23 protein-coding genes and 1 riboswitch are annotated in these 21965 nt (G+C 54.8%); of the genes, 9 read left to right on the top strand and 14 right to left on the bottom strand.

What is annotated here, in order from left to right; all coding sequences use genetic code 11:
* The first annotated feature begins 3 nt into the window (after positions 1 to 3).
* Positions 4 to 1110, top strand: a complete 1107-nt coding sequence (locus SK33_RS15825; RefSeq protein ID WP_003837035.1) for an ABC transporter permease — start codon at positions 4 to 6, stop codon at positions 1108 to 1110.
* On the opposite strand, the gene SK33_RS15830 is transcribed toward SK33_RS15825, so the two are convergent.
* Complete coding sequence (locus tag SK33_RS15830) at positions 1072 to 1482, bottom strand: YbhQ family protein (protein ID WP_048219252.1); 411 nt, start codon at positions 1480 to 1482, stop codon at positions 1072 to 1074. The genes SK33_RS15825 and SK33_RS15830 overlap by 39 nt on opposite strands.
* 131 nt (positions 1483 to 1613) lie before the next feature.
* On the opposite strand from SK33_RS15830, the gene SK33_RS15835 reads away from it, so the two are divergent.
* From SK33_RS15835 to SK33_RS15845, 3 genes are read left to right on the top strand one after another with little or no spacing between them, the layout of a single operon-like run.
* Entirely contained in the window at positions 1614 to 2375 is a 762-nt protein-coding gene (locus SK33_RS15835) for an endonuclease/exonuclease/phosphatase family protein (protein WP_003035201.1), read from the top strand.
* Positions 2372 to 3613, top strand: coding sequence for a cardiolipin synthase ClsB (clsB, locus tag SK33_RS15840; RefSeq protein ID WP_003837040.1), 1242 nt, complete (start codon positions 2372 to 2374; stop codon positions 3611 to 3613). Before SK33_RS15835 ends, clsB begins: the two co-directional genes overlap by 4 nt.
* Positions 3613 to 4575 (top strand): lysylphosphatidylglycerol synthase domain-containing protein, encoded by a 963-nt coding sequence (locus SK33_RS15845; RefSeq protein WP_048219255.1) that lies wholly within the window; start codon positions 3613 to 3615, stop codon positions 4573 to 4575. Before clsB ends, SK33_RS15845 begins: the two co-directional genes overlap by 1 nt.
* A gap of 100 nt (positions 4576 to 4675) precedes the next feature.
* On the opposite strand, the gene SK33_RS15850 is transcribed toward SK33_RS15845, so the two are convergent.
* From SK33_RS15850 to moaA, 6 genes are all read right to left on the bottom strand, one after another.
* Entirely contained in the window at positions 4676 to 5380 is a 705-nt protein-coding gene (locus SK33_RS15850) for a Bax inhibitor-1/YccA family protein (RefSeq protein WP_003831536.1), read from the bottom strand.
* Between the two features lie 41 nt (positions 5381 to 5421).
* Positions 5422 to 5874, bottom strand: a complete 453-nt coding sequence (gene moaE / locus SK33_RS15855) for a molybdopterin synthase catalytic subunit MoaE (protein ID WP_003035193.1) — start codon at positions 5872 to 5874, stop codon at positions 5422 to 5424.
* A 1-nt stretch (position 5875) separates the two neighbouring features.
* Complete coding sequence (gene moaD, locus SK33_RS15860; RefSeq protein ID WP_032948888.1) at positions 5876 to 6121, bottom strand: molybdopterin synthase sulfur carrier subunit; 246 nt, start codon at positions 6119 to 6121, stop codon at positions 5876 to 5878.
* A complete protein-coding gene (gene moaC, locus SK33_RS15865; RefSeq protein ID WP_003035188.1) occupies positions 6114 to 6599 on the bottom strand; it encodes a cyclic pyranopterin monophosphate synthase MoaC in 486 nt (161 codons plus the stop codon). Before moaC ends, moaD begins: the two co-directional genes overlap by 8 nt.
* Before the next feature lie 2 nt (positions 6600 to 6601).
* Positions 6602 to 7114 carry a molybdenum cofactor biosynthesis protein B gene (gene moaB / locus SK33_RS15870; RefSeq protein ID WP_003035187.1) on the bottom strand — a complete coding sequence of 171 codons (513 nt, stop codon included), beginning with the start codon at positions 7112 to 7114 and terminating at the stop codon, positions 6602 to 6604.
* 19 nt (positions 7115 to 7133) lie between these two features.
* Positions 7134 to 8123: a GTP 3',8-cyclase MoaA gene (gene moaA, locus SK33_RS15875; RefSeq protein WP_032934386.1), complete on the bottom strand. Its 990-nt coding sequence runs from the start codon at positions 8121 to 8123 to the stop codon at positions 7134 to 7136.
* A riboswitch (molybdenum cofactor riboswitch) is annotated at positions 8111 to 8256 on the bottom strand. (Overlaps the previous gene by 13 nt.)
* Before the next feature lie 329 nt (positions 8257 to 8585).
* On the opposite strand from moaA, the gene yvcK reads away from it, so the two are divergent.
* Positions 8586 to 9494, top strand: coding sequence for a uridine diphosphate-N-acetylglucosamine-binding protein YvcK (yvcK, locus tag SK33_RS15880; protein WP_048219258.1), 909 nt, complete (start codon positions 8586 to 8588; stop codon positions 9492 to 9494).
* A gap of 122 nt (positions 9495 to 9616) precedes the next feature.
* On the opposite strand, the gene uvrB is transcribed toward yvcK, so the two are convergent.
* Positions 9617 to 11638, bottom strand: coding sequence for an excinuclease ABC subunit UvrB (uvrB, locus tag SK33_RS15885; protein WP_048219260.1), 2022 nt, complete (start codon positions 11636 to 11638; stop codon positions 9617 to 9619).
* Between the two features lie 410 nt (positions 11639 to 12048).
* Between uvrB and SK33_RS15890 the strand changes: the two genes are divergently transcribed.
* Entirely contained in the window at positions 12049 to 12396 is a 348-nt protein-coding gene (locus tag SK33_RS15890) for a hypothetical protein (RefSeq protein WP_134215992.1), read from the top strand.
* Between the two features lie 11 nt (positions 12397 to 12407).
* On the top strand, positions 12408 to 13130 hold the full coding sequence (locus SK33_RS15895) for an ABC transporter ATP-binding protein (protein WP_003035181.1): 723 nt from the start codon (positions 12408 to 12410) through the stop codon (positions 13128 to 13130).
* On the opposite strand, the gene bioD is transcribed toward SK33_RS15895, so the two are convergent.
* From bioD to bioB, 4 genes are read right to left on the bottom strand one after another with little or no spacing between them, the layout of a single operon-like run.
* Positions 13096 to 13794: a dethiobiotin synthase gene (gene bioD / locus SK33_RS15900; RefSeq protein ID WP_048219262.1), complete on the bottom strand. Its 699-nt coding sequence runs from the start codon at positions 13792 to 13794 to the stop codon at positions 13096 to 13098. The genes SK33_RS15895 and bioD overlap by 35 nt on opposite strands.
* The gene (gene bioC, locus SK33_RS15905; RefSeq protein WP_003035177.1) at positions 13787 to 14542 is read right to left on the bottom strand and encodes a malonyl-ACP O-methyltransferase BioC; all 756 of its coding nucleotides are present in this window, start codon (positions 14540 to 14542) and stop codon (positions 13787 to 13789) included. Before bioC ends, bioD begins: the two co-directional genes overlap by 8 nt.
* Complete coding sequence (bioF, locus tag SK33_RS15910; RefSeq protein ID WP_003035174.1) at positions 14526 to 15683, bottom strand: 8-amino-7-oxononanoate synthase; 1158 nt, start codon at positions 15681 to 15683, stop codon at positions 14526 to 14528. Before bioF ends, bioC begins: the two co-directional genes overlap by 17 nt.
* A complete protein-coding gene (gene bioB, locus SK33_RS15915) occupies positions 15680 to 16720 on the bottom strand; it encodes a biotin synthase BioB (protein WP_003837062.1) in 1041 nt (346 codons plus the stop codon). The genes bioF and bioB overlap by 4 nt, the downstream gene beginning before the upstream one ends.
* A gap of 76 nt (positions 16721 to 16796) precedes the next feature.
* On the opposite strand from bioB, the gene bioA reads away from it, so the two are divergent.
* Together bioA and SK33_RS15925 are read left to right on the top strand one after the other, a co-directional pair.
* On the top strand, positions 16797 to 18086 hold the full coding sequence (gene bioA, locus SK33_RS15920; RefSeq protein WP_048219264.1) for an adenosylmethionine--8-amino-7-oxononanoate transaminase: 1290 nt from the start codon (positions 16797 to 16799) through the stop codon (positions 18084 to 18086).
* A 57-nt stretch (positions 18087 to 18143) separates the two neighbouring features.
* Entirely contained in the window at positions 18144 to 18620 is a 477-nt protein-coding gene (locus SK33_RS15925; protein WP_003035168.1) for a kinase inhibitor, read from the top strand.
* 95 nt (positions 18621 to 18715) lie between these two features.
* Here SK33_RS15925 and hutH read toward each other — a convergent pair whose 3' ends face one another.
* Positions 18716 to 20236 (bottom strand): histidine ammonia-lyase, encoded by a 1521-nt coding sequence (gene hutH, locus SK33_RS15930; RefSeq protein ID WP_048219267.1) that lies wholly within the window; start codon positions 20234 to 20236, stop codon positions 18716 to 18718.
* Between the two features lies 1 nt (position 20237).
* Positions 20238 to 21923, bottom strand: a complete 1686-nt coding sequence (gene hutU / locus SK33_RS15935) for a urocanate hydratase (protein WP_048219270.1) — start codon at positions 21921 to 21923, stop codon at positions 20238 to 20240.
* Positions 21924 to 21965: the final 42 nt, after the last annotated feature.

The following is a 21965-nucleotide window of genomic DNA, read 5'->3' on the forward strand; positions in this document are numbered from 1 at the left end:
GGCATGTTTCATCGCTTATGGACATTAATTCGCAAAGAGCTGCAATCGCTATTACGCGAACCGCAGACGCGAGCCATTCTGATTTTACCGGTGCTGATTCAGGTGATCCTGTTCCCGTTCGCGGCAACGCTGGAAGTCACCAACGCCACGATCGCTATCTATAACGAAGACAACGGTAAACATTCGGTTGAGCTTACCCAGCGCTTCGCCCGCGCCAGCGCTTTTACGCATGTTCTGCTGCTGAAAAGCCCGCAGGAGATTAAGCCTACCATCGATACGCAAAAAGCCCTGCTGCTGGTGCGCTTCCCGGCCAATTTTTCGCGCAACCTGGACACCTTCCAGCAAGCTCCTATGCAGATTATCCTCGACGGGCGTAACTCCAACAGCGCGCAAATTGCCGCCAATTACCTGCAGCAAATCGTTAAGACGTATCAGCAGGAGCTGATGGACGGCAAGCCGAAACCAAACAACAGCGAGCTGGTCGTGCGTAACTGGTACAACCCGAATCTGGATTATAAATGGTTCGTGGTGCCGTCGCTGATCGCCATGATCACCACTATCGGCGTAATGATCGTCACCTCGCTTTCGGTTGCTCGCGAGCGCGAGCAAGGTACGCTGGATCAGCTGCTGGTCTCCCCGCTTACCACCTGGCAGATTTTCATCGGCAAAGCAGTTCCCGCGCTGATTGTGGCCACCTTTCAGGCCACCATTGTGCTGGCAATTGGTATCTGGGCTTATGACATTCCATTTGCCGGTTCACTGGGGTTGTTCTATTTCACAATGGTAATTTACGGGCTGTCGCTGGTCGGCTTTGGTCTGCTGATTTCATCGCTGTGCGCCACCCAGCAGCAGGCATTTATCGGCGTGTTTGTGTTTATGATGCCGGCGATTTTACTCTCGGGCTACGTCTCACCAGTCGAAAACATGCCGGTCTGGTTGCAGAATCTGACGTGGATAAACCCGATCCGCCATTTTACGGACATCACGAAACAGATTTACCTGAAGGATGCGAGTCTGCAGATTGTCTGGGGAAGTTTGTGGCCGCTGTTGGTGATAGCGGCCACAACCGGCTCAGCGGCGTATGCGATGTTTCGACGTAAGGTGATGTAGCTTTTTGTCTTTCGCCAGCAGCGAGACCACGGCGGGTCCGGCCAGGATCACCAGACCCGCCACTGCCAGCAAGACGTTGTTTTGCAGCACGCGCGACAGTAACCACAGCACGATCATTGCGGCACCGAAATACCACGTGGTAGTCAGCTCTTCCAGCACATCAGCGACGTCACGCCAGCGTTGTTCATGGTGACGTTGCAAGGCCAGCATTAATAAAACCGTTACGCCGTAAACGACGCATAATCCCAGGCCGACGCGCACCAACGTGCCGCTCATCCAGCCCATTACCAGCAACGCCACTACCAGTAAATGCAACACAATCTGCCAGCAACTTAGACCCGTTGCGACACGAACACGTTGTTGCCACCTCATGGCTTTTCTCCTGAAGGATTTTCAACTAATTGTTCAGAGTACCGGACTTTACGGAAAATTCCGCAACACTGCATCTTTTTGTGACGATGACTACACTATTTTATTTAGGAAGTGACGCCAACGGGAGGCTCATGAGCGGATCGGGAGTTCAATTTTCATTCAATGTGCTCACCATTAATACTCACAAAGGGTTCACCGCCTTCAACCGGCGTTTTATTTTACCTGAGCTAAGGGAGGCCGTCAGAACGGTCGGTGCAGACATTGTATGCCTGCAGGAAGTGATGGGTGCGCACGAAGCTCATTCGCTGCACATTGAGAACTGGCCGGATACCAGCCACTACGAATTTCTGGCGGACACGATGTGGAGCGACTTCGCCTACGGGCGTAACGCCGTGTACCCGCAGGGACATCACGGTAATGCTGTGCTGTCGCGGTATCCCATTGAGCATTATGAAAATCGTGATGTGTCGGTCGGCGCGAGTGAAAAGCGCGGAGTCCTTTACTGCCGAATCGTACCGCCAATGCTCTCCCACCCCATCCATGTGATGTGTGTGCACCTCGGCCTGCGTGAAGCTCACCGCCAGGCCCAGCTCGCAATGCTGGCAGACTGGGTTAACGCCCTGCCCGACGCGGAGCCGGTGGTGATTGCCGGGGATTTTAACGACTGGCGGCAAACGGCCAATCGCCCGTTGAAAGCCAAAGCTGGCCTTGACGAAATTTTTACCCGCGCCCACGGCCGCCCGGCGCGAACATTTCCGGTGCAGTTTCCCCTGCTGCGTCTGGACAGGATCTATGTGAAAAACGCGAATGCCAGTACCCCAACGACGCTGGCGCTGCGTCACTGGCGACATTTGTCCGATCATGCCCCTCTGAGTGCGGAGATTCATTTATGAAATATGGCTGGCGTGAAGGCAATCAAATTCAACTACTGGAAAACGGCGATCAATTCTACCCCGCCGTCTTTGACGCCATTGAACAGGCGCAGCAAAAAATAATCCTCGAGACCTTTATCTGGTTTGAAGATGCGGTAGGAAAACAGCTGCATGCCGCGTTGCTTGAAGCCGCCCGGCGAGGAATCAAAGCAGAGGTGTTACTGGATGGCTACGGCTCGCCGGATCTTAGCGACAGTTTTGTCGAAGAGCTCACCGTAGCCGGCGTTGTTTTCCGCTACTACGATCCGCGTCCGCGTCTGTTCGGGATGCGCACTAATCTCTTTCGTCGTATGCATCGCAAAATTGTGGTCATTGATGATCGTGTTGCCTTTGTTGGCGGCATCAATTACTCCGCTGAACACATGTCTGATTACGGTCCGGAGGCCAAGCAGGATTACGCCGTGCGCGTTGAAGGTCCAGTCGTTGCTGACATTCTGAAATTCGTGCTGGAAAACTTGCCCGGACAGAGCGCTGTACGACGCTGGTGGCGACGTCATCACCGGGCAATCGACAATCATCGTCCCGGCGAAGCGCAGGCGCTGTTTGTCTGGCGCGATAACGAAGAACATCGTGATGATATTGAACGCCACTATCTGAAAATGCTGACCCAGGCACGGCGGGAAGTGATCATCGCCAATGCCTACTTCTTTCCCGGCTATCGCTTTCTGCATGCCCTGCGTAAAGCGGCCCGACGGGGTGTTAGGGTAAAACTCATCGTGCAGGGTGAACCGGATATGCCGATTGTGAAAGTGGGCGCCCGCCTGCTGTACAACTATCTGGTAAAAGGCGGCGTCCATGTCTATGAATACCGCCGTAAACCTCTGCATGGCAAAGTGGCGCTGATGGACGATCACTGGGCGACGGTGGGCTCCAGCAATCTTGATCCACTGAGCCTGTCACTGAATCTGGAGGCAAATCTGATTATTCATGACCGTACGTTTAATCAGACCCTGCGTGACAACCTGAACCCTATTATTGCGCAGGACTGCAAGCGGGTTGATGAATCCATGCTGCCAAAACGCACCTGGTGGAACCTGACCAAGAGCGTACTGGCCTTCCACTTTTTACGCCACTTCCCGGCGCTGGTCGGCTGGCTGCCGGCGCATACCCCGCATCTGGCCGAGGTAGAGCCGCCCGCGCAGCCCGCTCTGGAAACTCAGGACCGTATACAAACAGAGGATGCAGGAGGGAAAACCTGATGGCAAAAAGCCACCGACGCTGGCGGTTAGCGAAAAAGATCCTCACATGGCTGTTTTTTATTGCGGTGATCGTGCTGCTGGTTGTTTATGCCAGCAAGGTCAACTGGCAGGAGGTGTGGACGGTCATCCGCGATTACAATCGGATCGCCCTGCTCAGCGCCGTGGGGTTGGTGATCGTCAGTTATTTACTTTACGGCTGTTATGATCTGCTCGGGCGCTACTACTGCGGCCACAAACTGGCAAAACGCCAGGTCATGCTGGTGTCGTTTATCTGTTACGCCTTCAACCTGACGTTGAGCACCTGGGTGGGTGGTATAGGGATGCGTTATCGCCTTTACTCGCGCCTCGGATTGCCGGGGAGCACAATAACGCGGATTTTTTCGCTGAGTATTACCACTAACTGGCTGGGCTATATTCTGCTGGGCGGTTTTATATTTACCTTCGGCGTCGTCGAACTGCCCGCACACTGGTATATCGATGAAGGCACATTGCGCATCTTAGGCATTGCGCTGCTGCTGATTATTGTTGTTTATCTGTGGTTTTGCGCCTTCGCTAAACATCGTCACATCACCATCAAGGGCCAAAAACTGGTGCTGCCCTCCTGGAAATTTGCCCTCGCGCAAATGACGATATCCAGTGCGAACTGGATGGTAATGGGGGCGATTATCTGGTTGTTGCTCGGTCAGAATATCGATTATTTCTTCGTGCTGGGCGTGCTGCTGGTGAGCAGTATTGCCGGCGTAATCGTGCATATTCCCGCGGGGATCGGCGTGCTGGAAGCGGTGTTTATGGCGCTGCTGGCAGGAGAGGACACGTCTCAGGGAACAATCATTGCTGCCCTGCTCGCGTATCGCGTGTTGTACTATTTTATTCCGCTGCTTCTGGCACTGGTGTGTTATTTGCTGCTGGAGAGTCGGGCAAAAAAGTTGCGGGTAAAAAACGAGAAGGCGATGGCGAAATGATGGTGTATATAGTGCCGGCTGCGGCGTAACGCCTTATCCGGCCTACTTTCGATACCAAGCGGTAGGCCGGATAAGCGCAGCGCCATCCGGCAACAGAGAATTAACGACGATTGCCGAAAATACGTAGCAGCATCAGGAACAGGTTGATGAAGTCCAGATACAGCGTTAAGGCCCCAAGAATCGCGTATTTACGCAGATTGGAGCTGTCGCGCAGGTCAATCTGCTCACCGATATTTTTCAACTTCTGCGTGTCATAGGCGGTTAGACCAACAAACACAATCACCCCGATATAGGTCACCGCCCACATTAGCGCTTCACTCTTCAGCCAAAAGTTAACCAGTGAGGCCAGCACAATACCGATCAACGCCATAAACAGCATATTGCCGAAGCCGCTCAGATCACGTTTGGTGGTGTAGCCATACAAACTCATGATCCCGAACATCCCTCCGGTAACCACGAAGGTGCTGGCGATAGACGAGTAGGTATAGACGATAAAAATGCTTGATAGCGTCAGCCCGGTTAATGCCGAATAGAGCATAAACAGCGTGGTCGCCATACCCGCGCTCAGCCTTTGCACCATACCGGACAGGACGAACACCAGCGCCAGTTGAGCGATGATCAGGCCAAAGAAGGTGATTTTGCTGGAGAAGACAAACATCATCACTGCGGGCGTATTTGCCGCATACCAGGCGATAAACGCCGTCAGCAACAGTCCGCAGGTCATCCAGCCGTATACCTGCGCCATATACGTTTGCAGGCCGGAACGGGCCTGTACAATAGAATCGGATCGTGGGAATCGGTCCATGACAATCTCCTGAATCAGTATGAGCCTACAACAATTGTACTCTACCAGCGTTTTGCTGCTAGCTTATCGCTGTCGCGGGCATCAACCCAGCGCTCACCTTCCGGCGTGGCCTCGCGTTTCCAGAACGGCGCGCGGGTTTTCAGGTAATCCATAATGAACTGCCCGGCATCAAACGCGCTGCTGCGATGCGCACTGGTCACGCCAACAAACACGATTTCGTCACCCGGCCACAGTTCGCCAATGCGATGAATCACCGTCACCCGACCCAGCGGCCAGCGCAAACGCGCTTCGTCGACAATCTCCGCCAGCGCTTTTTCGGTCATTCCCGGATAGTGTTCCAGCGTTAACGCCTTAACGCTGTCACCGAGATTGTGATTGCGCACTTTACCGGTGAAAGTGACTACCGCGCCGTCTTCATCGCGCTCTGCCAGCCAGGGATACTCATCCCCGACGCGAAACGGCGCAGGGCCAACAACAATTCGCGTTTCCGCCATCTTAACCTCCGGTTACCGGTGGGAAGAAAGCCACTTCGTCACCCGCGTTAAGAGGATGATCAAAACTGACCAGCGTCTGGTTTACCGCCGCCAGCAACTTGCCGTCTTCCAGTGCCAGCGCCCAGCGATCGCTTTTTGCGGCAAGATGCTTGCGCAGCGCTTCTACCGTTGCAAACTCGGCGGCAACCTCTAACGCATCGGTGTTTACCAGTTCGCGTACCTGAGCAAAGAAGAGAACCTTAATCATGCGCATCTACCTTAAAATCTCCGGACTTGCCGCCGCTTTTTGCCAGCAGACGCACCGGACCAATCACCATATCCTTTTGCACCGCTTTGCACATATCGTAGATGGTCAACGCCGCCACGGAGGCCGCCGTTAACGCTTCCATTTCAACGCCGGTTTTACCGGTCAGGCGACACAGCGTTTCAATCCGTACGCGGTTGTGCTCCGGTTCAGCGTGAAGATTGACTTCCACCTTACTCAGCATCAGCGGATGGCACAGCGGGATAAGATCCCAGGTACGTTTGGCGGCCTGAATACCGGCAATACGCGCCGTGGCGAATACATCACCTTTATGGTGGCTGCCATCGATAATCATCGCCAGAGTTTCGCTACGCATAGTCACGAATGCTTCAGCACGCGCCTCGCGTACAGTTTCCGCTTTGGCGGAGACATCCACCATATGCGCTTCGCCAGCGGCGTTAATATGAGTCAGTTGCGACATACTTATTTCTTCAAATGTGGGTGGAAATTACACGGACGCGTACGGGCATCAAGCTGCGGCGCAATGATATTTTCCCAGGCGGTACGACACGCTTTGGTCGAACCCGGCATGGCGAAAATCAGCGTTTTATTGGCCACTCCGGCAATCGCGCGGGATTGCAGCGTCGCGGTGCCAATCTCTTCAAACGACAGCATACGGAAGACTTCGCCAAACCCTTCAACTTCTCTGTCAAACAGCGGTTGCAGCGCTTCCGGCGCCTGGTCCCCTTCGGTTAACCCGGTACCGCCGGTAATGAGCACTACCTGTACATCATCACTGGCAATCCAGGCAGAAACCTGGGCGCGGATGGCGTAACGGTTTTCTTTGACAATCGCCTTATCAACAATCTGATGACCCGCTTCTTGCGCCGAGTCACGCAGATAATGGCCGGAGGTGTCATCTTCTTCGCCGCGACGGTTGGAAACAGTAAGAATAGCAATGCGTGTCGGGATAAATTCAGCGCTTACCTGACTCATGAAAAACTCCTTTTAGCGATCAGCCGCCAATGTAAGATAAGTTTTGCGTAATACCGGTATTGTTCTGATGCAGGAAATGGGTCTGCTTTTTCTCCAGCAGCGCGGCTGAAATACGTTCTTCCAGCGCCGGCTGCTGAGCGTCATCTTCCAGCAAATCACGCAGGCTTACGCCGCCTTCACCAAATAAACACAGATGAAGCTTGCCAACAGAGGAAACGCGCAGACGATTACAGGTGGCGCAGAAGTCTTTCTCATAAGGCATGATCAGACCAATTTCACCAACATAATCAGGATGACAGAAAACCTGAGCTGGGCCGTCGCTGCGCTGTCGGATCTGGTGAATCCAGCCGCGACGCAATAGCTCATCGCGAAGTACTTGTCCGGAGATATGGTGTTTACGGAAGAGAGAGCTGCCCTCGCCCGTTTCCATCAGTTCAATAAAACGCAGTTGGATTGGCCGAGGTTGGATCCACGCAAGGAAGGTGTCCAGCTGATGATGGTTTACATCGCGCATCAGCACGGTGTTGACTTTCACTTTTTCAAAACCCGCATCAAAGGCGGCGTCAATGCCTGCCATCACCTGTTGAAACTTGTCCTGCCCGGTAATGGCATGAAACTGACGGGCATCCAGGCTGTCGACGCTGACGTTGAGCGCGGTCAGTCCGGCATCGCGCCAGGCAGCAGCATCGCGCGCCAGACGATAACCATTGGTAGTTACCGCAATCTGACGGATGGCGTCGTTTTCGCGCACGGCGGCGATAATGTCAGTAAAGTCGCGACGCAGTGAAGGTTCGCCCCCCGTCAGACGCACTTTTTCCGTTCCCAGACTGGCGAACGCGCGCGTGACACGGCGAATTTCATCAACGGTCAGAAAGCCGTTATTGGTGACCCCACCGGGCTTATAGCCATCCGGCAGGCAGTAGGTGCAACGAAAGTTACACACATCGGTAATCGACAAACGTAAGTAGTAAAACTTACGTGCGAAAGCATCGGTAAGTTGAGAGCCCATGTACACCTTTCCAAATACGGGAGACGTAGTCATTTCTTCCTGCGCCCTGGTGACAAACTTTTTCAAGTCTTGTCACGGCCAAAGCACCGTATCATTTGACCCAGGTGCAGAGGCTAGAGTGTTTATACTCGTCATACTTCGTGTTGCAGATGCGTTGGCTTCCGGCAACTCAAATTATTAAGAGTACTTAGTGGTTATGCCGATACTAGCGTGTAAATGTCGCTTTTGCCATGTACACTTTCGTTATATAAATACATACATAACGACGTGATCGTGCAATTTCGCTACAGAATAAGCAAAAACCACAGTTTTGCATTGATATACATCATCTTGCCATCAGGTGGATCTCGTCAGAAAGGAGTAGATCGCAGAAAATAATTACGGCAGATGCCGACTGGATAATTGCTGAAAACACGCTATTTACGTTACTGTAGCGCCGATCAATTGATATCAGGAAAATATATGCGCACTCGCACGCTGGCAGATCTGGACCGCGTTGTCGCTCTCGGCGGAGGGCATGGATTAGGACGCGTTCTCTCCTCTCTTTCCCCATTAGGTTCCCGCCTGACGGGTATCGTCACCACCACAGATAACGGCGGCTCGACAGGCCGTATTCGTCGCTCTGAAGGAGGGATAGCCTGGGGAGACATGCGTAACTGTCTGAACCAGTTAATTACCCAGCCCAGCGTCGCATCCGCGATGTTTGAGTACCGTTTTGGCGGTAATGGCGAACTTTCCGGGCATAACCTCGGAAATCTGATGTTAAAAGCGCTCGATCACCTCAGCGTGCGGCCTCTGGAGGCGATAAATTTAATTCGTAGCCTACTGAAAGTCGACGCGCATTTAATTCCGATGTCTGAGCTGCCGGTCGATTTAATGGCTATCGACGATCAGGGGCATGAGGTGTATGGCGAAGTGAATATCGATCAGCTCACCATCCCGCCTCAGGAGCTGATGCTGTCGCCAAAAGTGCCAACCACGCGCGAAGCGGTAGAGGCTATCGCTGAAGCTGATTTGATTCTGATAGGACCTGGCAGTTTTTACACCAGCCTGATGCCGATCCTGCTGCTCGACGAAATGGCGCAGGCCTTGCGTCGCACATCGGCTCCGATGGTGTATATAGGCAATCTTGGGCGCGAATTAAGCCTGCCAGCAGCCAGCCTGACGCTTAACGACAAGCTGACCATCATCGAACAGTACGTCGGGAAAAAAGTCATTGATGCGGTGGTTGTCGGACCGAAAGTCGATGCTTCCAGCGTTAGCGATCGCATTGTGATTCAGGACATGTTGGAAGCCAGCGATATTCCGTATCGCCACGACCGACAGTTGTTGCACAGCGCGCTGGAAAAAGCGGTGCAGGCGCTAGGCTAAACGGATTTACCTGATGCGCGGCGCTTATCAGGCCTACAAAACGCTCTGCTCCGGCATCCGACCTACGAACGCGATCTTTGCCGTAGGCCGGATAAGGGGTTTACCCCGCATCCGGCACACTCTTACGATGCTGCGATAAACAACTCGCGCAGTTGATGCAACTGGTCGCGGATCGTCGCTGCCTCTTCAAATTCAAGATTCTGCGCATGCTGCATCATCTGCCCTTCCAGCTCGTGAATCTTCTGCTGCAGCGCTTTTGGCGTCATATCCAATTCAACAACTTCAGACTTCGCGCCTGCACGTGACTTCCCTTTGCCTTTCGCCTTGGTCTTCGCAATATTCTGACCCAGCGCCAGAATATCGACCACTTTCTTATTCAGGCCCTGCGGCGTAATACCGTGCTCTTCGTTGTAGAGTTGCTGTTTCTCACGACGACGTTCGGTTTCACCAATCGCTTTAGCCATTGAGGCGGTAATTTTATCGCCGTAGAGAATAGCCTTACCGTTGATGTTACGCGCCGCACGACCGATGGTCTGGATAAGCGAACGTTCAGAACGCAGGAACCCTTCTTTGTCTGCGTCCAGAATCGCCACCAGGGAGACCTCAGGCATGTCCAGACCTTCACGTAACAGGTTGATACCCACCAGCACGTTAAACTCGCCCAGACGCAGGTCACGAATGATTTCCATGCGTTCCACAGTATCGATGTCAGAGTGCAGATAACGCACCCGCTCGCCATGTTCTTCGAGGTATTCTGTGAGGTCTTCTGCCATCCGTTTGGTCAGCGTGGTGACCAGCACACGTTCGTTAATCGCCGCACGGGTGCGGATCTCCGACAGCAGATCGTCAACCTGCGTCGCCACCGGACGCACCTCAATGACCGGATCCAGCAGGCCGGTCGGTCGTACCACCTGATCGACCACTTCATCACCGGATTTCTCCAGCTCATAGTTGCCCGGCGTCGCCGAAACGTAGATAGTTTGCGGAGCCAGCGCCTCGAACTCTTCAAATTTGAGCGGACGGTTATCCAGCGCCGACGGCAGACGGAATCCGTATTCGACCAGGGTTTCTTTACGCGCCCGATCGCCGCGATACATGCCGCCAATTTGCGGGATAGTCACGTGGGATTCATCCACCACCAGCAGGCCATCGGCAGGCAGGTAATCAAACAGCGTCGGCGGCGGCTCGCCAGGGCCGCGCCCGGACAGATAGCGGGAGTAGTTTTCAATCCCCGAGCAGTAACCCAGCTCATTCATCATTTCCAAATCGAACTGGGTACGCTGACTTAAGCGTTGTTCTTCCAGCAGTTTGTTATTTGCCAACAGGACTTTACGCCGCTCTGCCAGCTCAACTTTAATTTCTTCCATCGCCTGTACAATACGTTCTCGCGGCGTCACGTAGTGCGTTTTAGGATAGATGGTGAAGCGCGATATAGTCGATTCGACCTGCCCGGTAAGTGGGTCAAACAGCGACAAACGTTCGACTTCTTCATCAAACAGTTCCACGCGCAGCGCGATGTCGTCGGATTCTGCCGGGAAAATGTCGATCACTTCACCACGTACGCGGAAGGTCCCGCGCTGGAACGCCTGATCGTTGCGGGTATATTGCAGCTCCGCCAGACGACGCAGGATCGCACGCTGGTCGATAATCATCCCCACCGTCAGGTGCAACATCATTTTCAGGTACAGATCCGGGTCACCCAGACCATAAATCGCCGAAACCGACGCCACGACAACGACATCGCGACGTTCCAGCAGCGCTTTGGTTGCCGACAGGCGCATCTGCTCAATATGTTCGTTGACCGAAGCATCTTTCTCGATGAAGGTGTCAGAACTGGGTACGTAGGCTTCCGGCTGATAATAGTCGTAGTAAGAGACGAAATACTCCACCGCGTTATCCGGGAAGAACTCTTTCATCTCACCGTACAGCTGAGCAGCAAGTGTCTTATTGGGGGCCAGCACCATGGTAGGACGCTGCAAGTCCGCAATCACGTTAGCGATGGTGAATGTTTTCCCCGACCCCGTCACCCCCAGTAGCGTCTGATGCGCCAGACCATCCTCCAGACCTTCTTCCAGGCGACGAATCGCCTCAGGCTGATCGCCAGAGGGTTTAAAAGCGGAATTTAGTTTGAACGGTTTACTCATGAGCAGCTACCTGAAGCAATGGGCGGGCAGGTGTGTAATTTTACTCGCAGCCGTATATTTTGCCAGTAAAATATACTGGATGAAAAAACAGTAACGCGCCAGAATATTTCTGTTACCCCAGCAAAATGGCCGTGACTACAGGCTAAAATTTGTCCGCAGGCAAGATAAAACACCAGCAAAAATGTGTTATCCCCAAACCAATGACTTTTTTAACATTTGTCAAGCTACTCGATGAAAGTTTTGTGGCAACGCATGACACTTCTGCGACAGCCATTGCATTTATCTAACATCCTGTAATTTAATGATTATTATCTCGAGCCGTCTTTCGCATCAATTTAGTCGCAGGCCGCGTCTTCTCTCGCTTACATTGTGTTTTCTAACCCTAATACACAAGGTTATCCACAGGAATAGTGGATAACTGCCTCCAGCCCGTATGGACTGTAGCCTGGCAAAAACGTCCTGATGGTCTTTTCTGGTGGGATAAAAAAAAATTATCGCTATTTTTTGATATTTATCAGCTAACGAAGCGACCTCGGATGGCCGAGATCTTGCTCGCATTTTCATCATTTTCCTGCCTGCACCATCACGACACCACCAGGCACTGCCAATGTGCACAAAAGAACGTCAGGAATGCGGTCAGTAAGAATTTAGCGCCAGCGCTGCACGCCATCCTGCTGTATTTTTCCCCAATTCCGCTTCTGGCAAGAGATTTGCAGTTTTCTCCCGACCACCATTCCGCGAGGCGGATATCATCATGAGGGAGAAATCTATGTTGAGTCTTCGTGCAGTGAATCACTATTACGGTAATCAACACTCGCTTTGGGATGTCGATCTCGACCTGTTGCCCGGTAAATGTACCGCCGTGCTGGGTCTTCCAGGGATGGGAAAGACTACGCTTGCCAATTGCATCATCGGCAATTTACCGATTGAGAGCGGAACTATGTTCTGGCATCAGGCTGGCGCACCACCTTGCGATCTGCTTCAGATTCCGGCGGCAAAGCGCATTGCACTAGGTATTAACTGTGTATCACAGGAGCGGCGAATTTTTTCGCAACTGACGGTAGAGGAAAATCTGCACATTGCGCGCCAGGCGGTTGAGGAAAGCGAAGCAATGAACAGCAGCGATATTTACCGCCTGTTTCCACAGCTGTTTGTACTGCGTCAGGCCAAAGGGGTGGCATTGTCGGAGGAAAATCAGCACCAGCTTGCACTCGCCAGTGCGTTGGTCACTCGCCCGCGTCTGCTGATCCTCGATGAGCCCACACGAGGAACAGGCCAGGCGTATATCCACAAACTGGGGAATCTGATTGTGAGGCTAAGTCAGGAGCTTGGCATCACCATTATGCTCGCGGAGCAGAGCCTGCCGTTCATTCGTCGGGTCGCCGACTGCTATTGCTTGTTACATCGTGGCCGCAACGTGGCTCAAGGGCAAATAACACAATTCAGCGACCCGCTAATCAACGACTGGTGGATGCCAGAGACAAAACGCTAAGATCGATATAACGACCTGTCGATGCTTGCTCCGGCTCTTCTGCCAGCCAAGGAATTTCCCCCAGCAGCGGAGCCGCAAGCGCACGCTTTAGCGTCGCCATATATTCAGCATGACGCTTGCCGGGTGGCGTCACATCATTGGCAACCCATCCGGCGAGCGTCAGCCCGGCCTGCTGCACCGCCTGAGCGGTCAAAATGGCATGATTGATACAACCGAGCTTAACGCCAACCACCAGAATCACCGGCAGTTGTTCCGCTTTTACCCAGTCAGAAAAACTCAACGTAGGCGAAAGCGGCGTAAACCATCCGCCTGCACCTTCCACCAATACCCAGTCAGCCTGTTCTTCAAGCAAGCGTAAACCCGCAGACATCACGGAGGCCTGAATGGGGCGCCCTTCGTCAGCACTGATGATATGCGGTGAGGTAGGTTCCGCGAAGGTATACGGATTGATGGCTGCATAATCCACGGCTACAACGCTGTTGCGCTGTAGCGCCAGCGCATCACTGTTTCGCAGACCTTCATCCGTCATTTCACTGCCTGACGCCACCGGCTTATAGCCGACGGTTCGCAATCCCAACTGTCCCGCCGCCTGAAGCAACGCACAACTGGCGATAGTTTTACCTACTTCAGTGTCCGTCCCGGTGACAAAATACGTGTTAGTCACGTTGAATCACTCCCAAAAAAAGATGATAGGTCAGCGGATATTTCCCCTGCTGACAGGGCCAGGCGAGCTGTAGCTGACGCAGTTGCGAGCGGGTCAGCACACGCTGCTCGCGTCCATCATGCAAATGCGTCGCACCAATACCCTTCAACGAGCGCATGGCGCTCAGCGCATCGTCAAACCACAGCGTGACGGCATGAGACTGGTATTCAACGTCCCAGCCGCACAGCGCGTTTTCCAGTTGCTCCACGGGCAAAAAACGGTTGGCATGCTCCCGGTCATCAACTGTTCGCCACGCCTGACGAAGTTCCGGCATCGAACCTTGCGCCAGGGTACTAAACGCCACCGTTCCGCCAGGACGCACCACCCGGTATAGCTCGCTTAACGCACCGCGTAGGTCGCTGCACCACTGCACGGCCAGATTGCTCCAGGCCAGGTCGAAAGTGGCAGCGGCCTGCGGAATGGCTTCGATATCCGCCAGCAGATAGTGATGGGCAACATCGTGACGCTGCGCTTCAGCCAGCATTTGCGCCGAAAGATCCAACGCACAGACCTCACTCCCCTGCTCCCTCCAGTAGCGACTCATACGCCCAGGCCCACAGCCCGCGTCCAAAACCCGTGAGAACGCCCGGCCATCGAGTTGTGCCAGTAACGCATCGGCGCTCTGACGCTGTAGCTCTGCGTGTTGCTCATAGTGGGTGGCAGCGCGGCCAAACGCGGCGGCAATCGCCTGTTTATTGACCTGCGCCATGCAACACCTCCAGTAGACGATCGATATCCTGCACCTCATGCGCCTGGGTCAGCGTCAGCCGTAATCTGGCCGTACCAATGGGCACCGTTGGTGGGCGAATCGCCGTCACCCAGCATCCCTGTTGCCGTAATGTCTGTGCCAGTTGCAGGGCTTTATGATTGTCGCCAACGATCAGCGGTTGAATAGCGCTGTCTGAATGCGCCAGCGTCAAATCCGTAGTATTCACCCCAGCGCGAAAACGCTGGATCAGCATCGCTAACTTTTCCCGGCGTTCATCGCCTTCACGGCTGCGGATCACCGCCAGCGCGGCGCGTAAAGCCTGCGCCTGCGCCGGAGGCATACTGGTGCTGTAGATCAGATGGCGGGCAAACTGCAGCAGATAGTCGGCCACGCTATCAGAACACAGGATCGCCGCACCGCTGACGCCAAACCCTTTGCCAAACGTCACTACGAGCAGCTCAGGTTTCACCTGCTGTCGAGAGCACGAACCGCGCCCTTCCTCACCGCTTACGCCAATCCCATGCGCATCATCCACCAGCAGCCACGCGCCCTGCCGTTTCGCCACCGCGTGGATTTTTGCCAGCGGCGCACTATCGCCATCCATGCTGAATACGCCTTCAGTGACCACCAGCTGCTGCCCCGGACAGGGGGAAGTCAGCAGACGCTCCAGATGTTGCGGATCGTTATGGGTAAAGCGACGTAAAACAGCAGGGCTAAGGCTGGCGGCCTCCAACAGCGAGGCATGGCTAAGCCTGTCGGCGACAATGCGATCGTCTTTTTCCATCAATGCGGCTATCACTGCCTGATTAGCGGCAAAACCGGAGATGAACAACAGCGCCCGGGAATAGCCGAGCCACTGCGCCAGCTCTTCTTCCAGCGCCTGATGCGCAACGGAATAACCGCTGACATGGCCCGAGCCGCCACTGCCGACGCCAAAACGCTCAGCACCCTGCTGCCACGCGCAGATAATTTGCGGATGGTGGCTTAAGCCGAGATAGTCGTTGCTGGAGAAATTCAGATACTGACGACCGCCAGCCTGTAACCAGCGACCAGCACCCTGTGTCACTGCATAGCGCCGACGCCACGCATCAGCACGACGACGCGCCGTTAGCGCATCGTCGATTTTTTGCTGCCAGGTCATACGGTTGCCGCGTTGTAGTAATCGTCGGTATCCGGGGTACGCAGCGCCTGCTCCAGACGTTGTTGCTGTTCGTTATCACCCGCCAGTACCGCCGTTTGCTGGGGGTTAAGACCCAGCTTTCGGAACAACAATAAATCTTTATCTTCGTTCGGGTTCGGCGTGGTCAGCAGTTTGCAGCCGTAGAAAATCGAGTTGGCCCCGGCCATAAAGCACATTGCCTGGGTTTGTTCGTTCATCTGCTCGCGCCCGGCAGAAAGACGTACGTATGAGGTCGGCATCATGATACGCGCGACGGCGATAGTACGAATAAAATCAAAAGCATCCACGTCGTCGTTATCGGCAAGCGGCGTGCCCTTCACTTTCACCAGCATGTTGATCGGCACGCTTTCCGGTGGCGTCGGCAGATTCGCTAATTGCAGCAGCAGACCCGCGCGGTCGGTCACCGTTTCACCCAGCCCCACAATCCCGCCGGAGCAAACTTTAATGCCCGCCTCACGCACTTTATCCAGCGTATCCAGGCGCTCCTGATACGAACGGGTGGTAATGATATTGCCGTAAAATTCCGGCGAGGTGTCGAGGTTGTGGTTGTAGTAGTCCAGACCCGCATTGGCCAGGCGCTGGGCCTGAGATTCGTCCAGCGTGCCCAGCGTCATACAGGCTTCCAGCCCCAGTTCTTTCACGCCCTGAACCATTTGTTCCAGGTACGGCATATCGCGTTCGTGAGGGTTCTTCCACGCCGCGCCCATGCAAAACCGCGTTGAACCGGCTTGTTTCGCCTTACGGGCAGAGTCCAGAACCTGTTCAACTTCCATCAAACGTTCCGTTTCCAGTCCGGTTTTATAGCGGGAACTTTGCGGGCAGTATTTGCAGTCTTCCGGGCAAGCACCGGTCTTAATCGACAGCAGCGTACTAACTTGTACCTGCCGCGGATCGAAATGCTGACGATGAACCTGCTGCGCTTCAAACAACAGATCCAGCAGCGGTTTTTCAAATAATTCGGTGACTTGCGACATTGTCCAGCGAGAAGAATGAGCCATATTGGTATACGTTTCGTTGTTAGTTTGGTGTAGACTCGTAAACCTAAATCTTTTTAATTTGGTTTACAAGTCGATTATGACAACGGACGATCTTGCGTTTGACCAACGCCATATCTGGCACCCTTACACCTCCATGACCTCCCCGCTACCGGTTTATCCGGTGACGCGTGCCGAAGGTTGTGAACTGATATTAGCCAGCGGTGAGAAGCTGATTGACGGCATGTCATCCTGGTGGGCGGCGATCCACGGTTACAATCACCCGCAGCTGAATGCCGCGATGAAAACGCAGATTGATGCCATGTCGCACGTGATGTTTGGCGGCATTACCCATGCCCCGGCTATTGCGCTGTGTCGCCAGTTGGTGGCGATGACGCCCGAGGCGCTGGAGTGCGTTTTTCTCGCGGATTCTGGTTCGGTCGCCGTGGAAGTCGCGATGAAAATGGCGCTGCAATACTGGCAGGCCAAAGGTGAATCCCGTCAGCGTTTCCTGACATTTCGTAACGGTTATCACGGCGATACTTTCGGCGCGATGTCGGTCTGCGATCCCGACAACTCGATGCACAGTCTGTGGAAGGGTTATCTGCCTGATAACCTGTTTGCGCCCGCTCCGCAAAGCCGGATGGGCGGCGAATGGGACGAACTGGATATGGTGCCTTTTGCCCGTCTGATGGCCGCACATCGCCACGAAATTGCGGCAGTGATCCTTGAGCCGATTGTGCAGGGCGCTGGCGGCATGCGCATGTATCACCCCGAATGGTTAAAGCGCATCCGTAAGATGTGTGACCGGGAAGGCATTTTGCTGATTGCCGATGAAATCGCCACCGGATTTGGTCGCACGGGCAAGCTGTTTGCCTGTGAGCATGCCGATATCACTCCGGACATTTTGTGCCTTGGCAAAGCGTTAACCGGCGGAACGATGACCCTTTCCGCCACCCTGACCGCGCGCCTGGTTGCGGAAACCATCAGTAACGGTGAAGCCGGATGTTTTATGCACGGCCCGACTTTCATGGGTAATCCACTGGCCTGCGCCGTCGCCTCTGCCAGCCTGTCGCTGCTCGAAACCGGCGAATGGCGCTCGCAGGTCGCGGCCATTGAAGCGCAGTTGCGTGAAGAACTCGCCCCGGCGGCAGATTCCCGTTGGGTCGCCGACGTGCGCGTGCTTGGTGCCATCGGCGTGATAGAAACCACGCATCCGGTGAATATGGCCGCGTTACAGAAGTTCTTTGTCGAACAGGGCGTGTGGGTAAGACCGTTTGGTAAGCTCATTTATCTGATGCCGCCGTACATCATCAAGCCCGAACAACTGCGTCGTCTGACCCAGGCCGTCAACGAGGCTGTGCGCAATGCAACATTTTTTAGCGATTAATCAGCGGTAAGCTCTACGGTTTCTGGCTACACTTTTTGGCTAACGAGAGGAGTCAGCATGAAACTAATCAGTAACGATCTGCGCGATGGCGAAAAGCTTCCTCATCGCCACGTCTTTAACGGCATGGGATATGACGGGGATAATATTTCCCCGCACCTGGCATGGGATGATGTGCCCGCCGGGACTAAAAGCTTTGTCGTGACCTGTTACGATCCTGATGCGCCAACCGGCTCCGGCTGGTGGCACTGGGTGGTGGTTAACCTGCCTGCAGATACCCGGGTTTTACCACAAGGTTACGGCTCGGGGCTGGTTGCGTTGCCGGAAGGCGTGCTGCAAACACGCACGGATTTTGGTAAAGCCGGTTATGGTGGCGCTGCGCCGCCGAAGGGGGAAAACCACCGCTATATCTTTACGGTTCACGCACTGGATGTGGAGCGTATTGATGTCGATGAGGACGCCAGCGGCGCGATGGTTGGATTTAACGTCCATTTCCACTCGCTCGCCAGCGCTTCTATTACCGCAATATTTAGCTAAGTTCTGTTATGCCGGATGTCGGCTTAGCCTCATCCGGCGTACAAAGCAGACCGTAAGCCTGATAAGACGCGTCAGCGTCGCCATCAGGCAATTTTCTACAGAAATTCAGGCAGCAATTTCAGCAACGTTCCTTGCGCTAACAGTTCGGTCGCGCACTCGATATCCGGGGCGAAAAAGCGATCCTGCGTGTAATGAGCAACCTGCTCGCGTAAAGCCTGGCGCGCCTGCTCCAGCAGCGGGCTTGAGGTTAACCCTTCACGCAGGTCAATCCCCTGACACGCCGCCAGCCACTCTACGGCAATCACGCCGCGCGTATTTGCTGCCATCTCCCACAGTCTGCGCCCCGCCGCCGGAGCCATAGATACGTGATCTTCCTGGTTGGCGGACGTCGGTAAACTGTCTACGCTATGCGGATGCGCCAGCGCTTTGTTCTCACTCGCCAGCGCGGCAGCCGTGACTTGAGCAATCATAAAGCCGGAGTTCACCCCACCGTTTTTCACCAAAAACGGCGGCAGTTGCGACATGTGTTTATCCATCATTAACGCAATGCGTCGCTCCGATAACGAGCCGATTTCCGCAATCGCCAGCGCCAGATTATCTGCCGCCATCGCCACCGGTTCAGCATGGAAGTTGCCGCCAGATATGACATCCCCCTCTTCGGCAAATACCAGCGGGTTGTCGGAAACCGCATTGGCTTCCACCAGCAGAACATCCATCACCTGGCGCATTTGCGTCAGACATGCCCCCATCACCTGTGGCTGACAGCGCAGAGAATACGGATCCTGCACTTTCTCACAGTTATGATGCGACTGCGAAAGCGAGCTGGTGTCGGTCAATACGTGACGATACAGCGTTGCGGCATCAATCTGCCCACGCTGCCCTCGCGCGGCGTGAATACGGGCGTCAAACGGACGACGGGAACCCAGCACGGCTTCGGTGGTCAGCGCCCCGCACACCGTTGCAGACGCAAACAGTTCCTGAGCTTCAATTAGCCCACGCAGCGCAAAGGCCGTCGAAGCCTGGGTGCCGTTGAGCAACGCCAGCCCTTCTTTTGCCTCCAGCGTTATCGGCTCCAGCCCGGCCTTTTTCAGCGCTTCGGTCGCCGGGAGCAATTCACCCTGCCAGCGCGCCTTCCCTTCTCCCAACAGCGTCAAAGACATATGCGCCAGTGGCGCCAGGTCACCCGATGCCCCCACGGAGCCTTTCGCCGGGATCAGCGGATACACCTCGGCATTCACCAGCGCAATCAGCGCTTCAATCACGCTCAGGCGAATACCGGAAAAACCGCGCGCCAGGCTGTTGATTTTCAGCACCATAATCAGACGCACCATCGCGTCGTCCAGCGCCTCGCCGACACCTGCCGCATGGGAAAGCACCAGCGAACGCTGCAAATTCTGCAAATCTTCCGTGGCGATACGGGTCTGGGCCAGCAGGCCAAAGCCGGTATTAATGCCATACGCCGTACGGCCTTCAGCGACAATATTATTGACGCAGGCGACGCTGGCGTTAATAGCATCGATCGCCCCGGCATCCAGACTCAGTTTGACCGGCTGCTGCCAGATTTCACGTAGCTGGATAAAACTCAGATGGCCCGGCGTGAGTGTCATGGTGTTCATATCAGCGTTTCTCCTGCGTCGCGGTAACCATCGGCAAATTTAGCCCTTCTTCGACGGCGCATTCCACCGCAATGTCATATCCGGCGTCGGCGTGACGCATCACCCCGGTCGCCGGATCGTTATGTAAGACCCGGGCGATACGCGCCGCGGCTTCATCGGTGCCATCGCAAACAATCACCATCCCGGCATGCTGAGAGAAGCCCATACCGACCCCGCCACCGTGATGCAGCGACACCCAGGTCGCGCCGCTGGCGGTGTTAAGCAGCGCGTTCAGCAGCGGCCAGTCGGATACGGCGTCTGAGCCGTCACGCATAGCTTCAGTTTCGCGGTTCGGGCTGGCAACAGAACCGGAGTCCAGATGGTCACGGCCAATAACAATCGGCGCGGATACTTCACCGCTGCGCACCATTTCATTAAACGCCAGCCCCAGTTTCTGACGCCACTCCAGGCCGACCCAGCAGATACGCGCCGGTAAACCCTGGAAATTAATCCGCTCACGCGCCATATCCAGCCAGTGATGAAGGTGCTTATCATCAGCCACGATCTCTTTCACTTTGGCATCTGTTTTATAAATATCCTGCGGATCGCCGGAAAGCGCCACCCAACGGAACGGGCCAATGCCGCGACAGAACAACGGTCGAATATAAGCAGGTACGAAGCCGGGGAAATCAAAGGCATTTTCCACGCCCATCTCTTTGGCCATCTGGCGAATGTTGTTGCCGTAATCAAACGTTGGCACGCCCATTTTGCTAAACGCCAGCATCGCCTCAACGTGCGTTGCCATTGAACGTTTCGCCGCCTGCACCGTGCCTTGCGGATCGGACACCGCTTTTGCCTGATACTCTTCCCAGCTCCAGCCAGACGGCAGATAACCATGCAGCGGATCGTGGGCGCTGGTCTGGTCGGTGACCATATCCGGGCGCACACCGCGCTTCACCAGTTCCGGCACAACGTTGGCGGCGTTCGCACACAGCGCAATGGAGACCGCTTTACCCTCGCGAGTGTATTTGTCGATACGCGCCAGCGCATCGTCAAGCGATGTCGCCTGCTCGTCCACGTAACGGGTACGCAGACGGAAATCGATTCGGCTTTGCTGGCATTCAATGTTCAGCGAACATGCCCCCGCAAGCGTAGCGGCTAACGGCTGCGCCCCGCCCATACCGCCCAGTCCGGCGGTCAGTACCCAGCGCCCGCTCAGGTTACCCTGATAATGCTGACGCCCGGCCTCAACGAAGGTTTCATAAGTCCCCTGCACGATGCCCTGGCTGCCGATGTAGATCCAGCTCCCGGCGGTCATCTGGCCGTACATCGCCAGCCCTTTGGCGTCCAGTTCGTTGAAGTGTTCCCAGGTAGCCCAATGTGGCACCAGGTTGGAGTTGGCAATCAGCACGCGCGGTGCGTTGTCGTGAGTTTTGAATACGCCTACCGGTTTTCCGGACTGGACCAGCAGCGTCTCATCGGTCTCCAGTTTGGTCAGCGCGTTGACGATGGCGTCATAGCATTCCCAGTCCCGTGCGGCGCGGCCAATCCCGCCGTAAACCACCAGCTCATGCGGATTTTCCGCCACATCGGGATCCAGATTATTCATTAACATGCGCAGCGGCGCTTCGGTCAGCCAGCTTTTGGCCGTTAAGGTGGTGCCGCGTGGGGCACGAATATCCTGCTGACGATATTTGCTATGGGACATGACAGAAAACTCCTCGCGAACGTCGAATAGATAAGTAACATA

It is taken from the genome of Citrobacter sp. MGH103 (genome assembly GCF_001034475.2).
Taxonomy (GTDB): domain Bacteria; phylum Pseudomonadota; class Gammaproteobacteria; order Enterobacterales; family Enterobacteriaceae; genus Citrobacter; species Citrobacter freundii.

Bases quoted from the DNA above. Each gene is read 5' to 3' on its own strand.
- SK33_RS15825 (WP_003837035.1), top strand. From the start codon at position 4: ATGTTTCATCGCTTATGGACATTAATTCGCAAAGAGCTGCAATCGCTA.
- SK33_RS15830 (WP_048219252.1), bottom strand. From the start codon at position 1,482: ATGAGGTGGCAACAACGTGTTCGTGTCGCAACGGGTCTAAGTTGCTGG.
- SK33_RS15835 (WP_003035201.1), top strand. From the start codon at position 1,614: ATGAGCGGATCGGGAGTTCAATTTTCATTCAATGTGCTCACCATTAAT.
- clsB (WP_003837040.1), top strand. From the start codon at position 2,372: ATGAAATATGGCTGGCGTGAAGGCAATCAAATTCAACTACTGGAAAAC.
- SK33_RS15845 (WP_048219255.1), top strand. From the start codon at position 3,613: ATGGCAAAAAGCCACCGACGCTGGCGGTTAGCGAAAAAGATCCTCACA.
- SK33_RS15850 (WP_003831536.1), bottom strand. From the start codon at position 5,380: ATGGACCGATTCCCACGATCCGATTCTATTGTACAGGCCCGTTCCGGC.
- moaE (WP_003035193.1), bottom strand. From the start codon at position 5,874: ATGGCGGAAACGCGAATTGTTGTTGGCCCTGCGCCGTTTCGCGTCGGG.
- moaD (WP_032948888.1), bottom strand. From the start codon at position 6,121: ATGATTAAGGTTCTCTTCTTTGCTCAGGTACGCGAACTGGTAAACACC.
- moaC (WP_003035188.1), bottom strand. From the start codon at position 6,599: ATGTCGCAACTGACTCATATTAACGCCGCTGGCGAAGCGCATATGGTG.
- moaB (WP_003035187.1), bottom strand. From the start codon at position 7,114: ATGAGTCAGGTAAGCGCTGAATTTATCCCGACACGCATTGCTATTCTT.
- moaA (WP_032934386.1), bottom strand. From the start codon at position 8,123: ATGGGCTCTCAACTTACCGATGCTTTCGCACGTAAGTTTTACTACTTA.
- yvcK (WP_048219258.1), top strand. From the start codon at position 8,586: ATGCGCACTCGCACGCTGGCAGATCTGGACCGCGTTGTCGCTCTCGGC.
- uvrB (WP_048219260.1), bottom strand. From the start codon at position 11,638: ATGAGTAAACCGTTCAAACTAAATTCCGCTTTTAAACCCTCTGGCGAT.
- SK33_RS15895 (WP_003035181.1), top strand. From the start codon at position 12,408: ATGTTGAGTCTTCGTGCAGTGAATCACTATTACGGTAATCAACACTCG.
- bioC (WP_003035177.1), bottom strand. From the start codon at position 14,542: ATGGCGCAGGTCAATAAACAGGCGATTGCCGCCGCGTTTGGCCGCGCT.
- bioF (WP_003035174.1), bottom strand. From the start codon at position 15,683: ATGACCTGGCAGCAAAAAATCGACGATGCGCTAACGGCGCGTCGTCGT.
- bioB (WP_003837062.1), bottom strand. From the start codon at position 16,720: ATGGCTCATTCTTCTCGCTGGACAATGTCGCAAGTCACCGAATTATTT.
- bioA (WP_048219264.1), top strand. From the start codon at position 16,797: ATGACAACGGACGATCTTGCGTTTGACCAACGCCATATCTGGCACCCT.
- SK33_RS15925 (WP_003035168.1), top strand. From the start codon at position 18,144: ATGAAACTAATCAGTAACGATCTGCGCGATGGCGAAAAGCTTCCTCAT.
- hutH (WP_048219267.1), bottom strand. From the start codon at position 20,236: ATGAACACCATGACACTCACGCCGGGCCATCTGAGTTTTATCCAGCTA.
- hutU (WP_048219270.1), bottom strand. From the start codon at position 21,923: ATGTCCCATAGCAAATATCGTCAGCAGGATATTCGTGCCCCACGCGGC.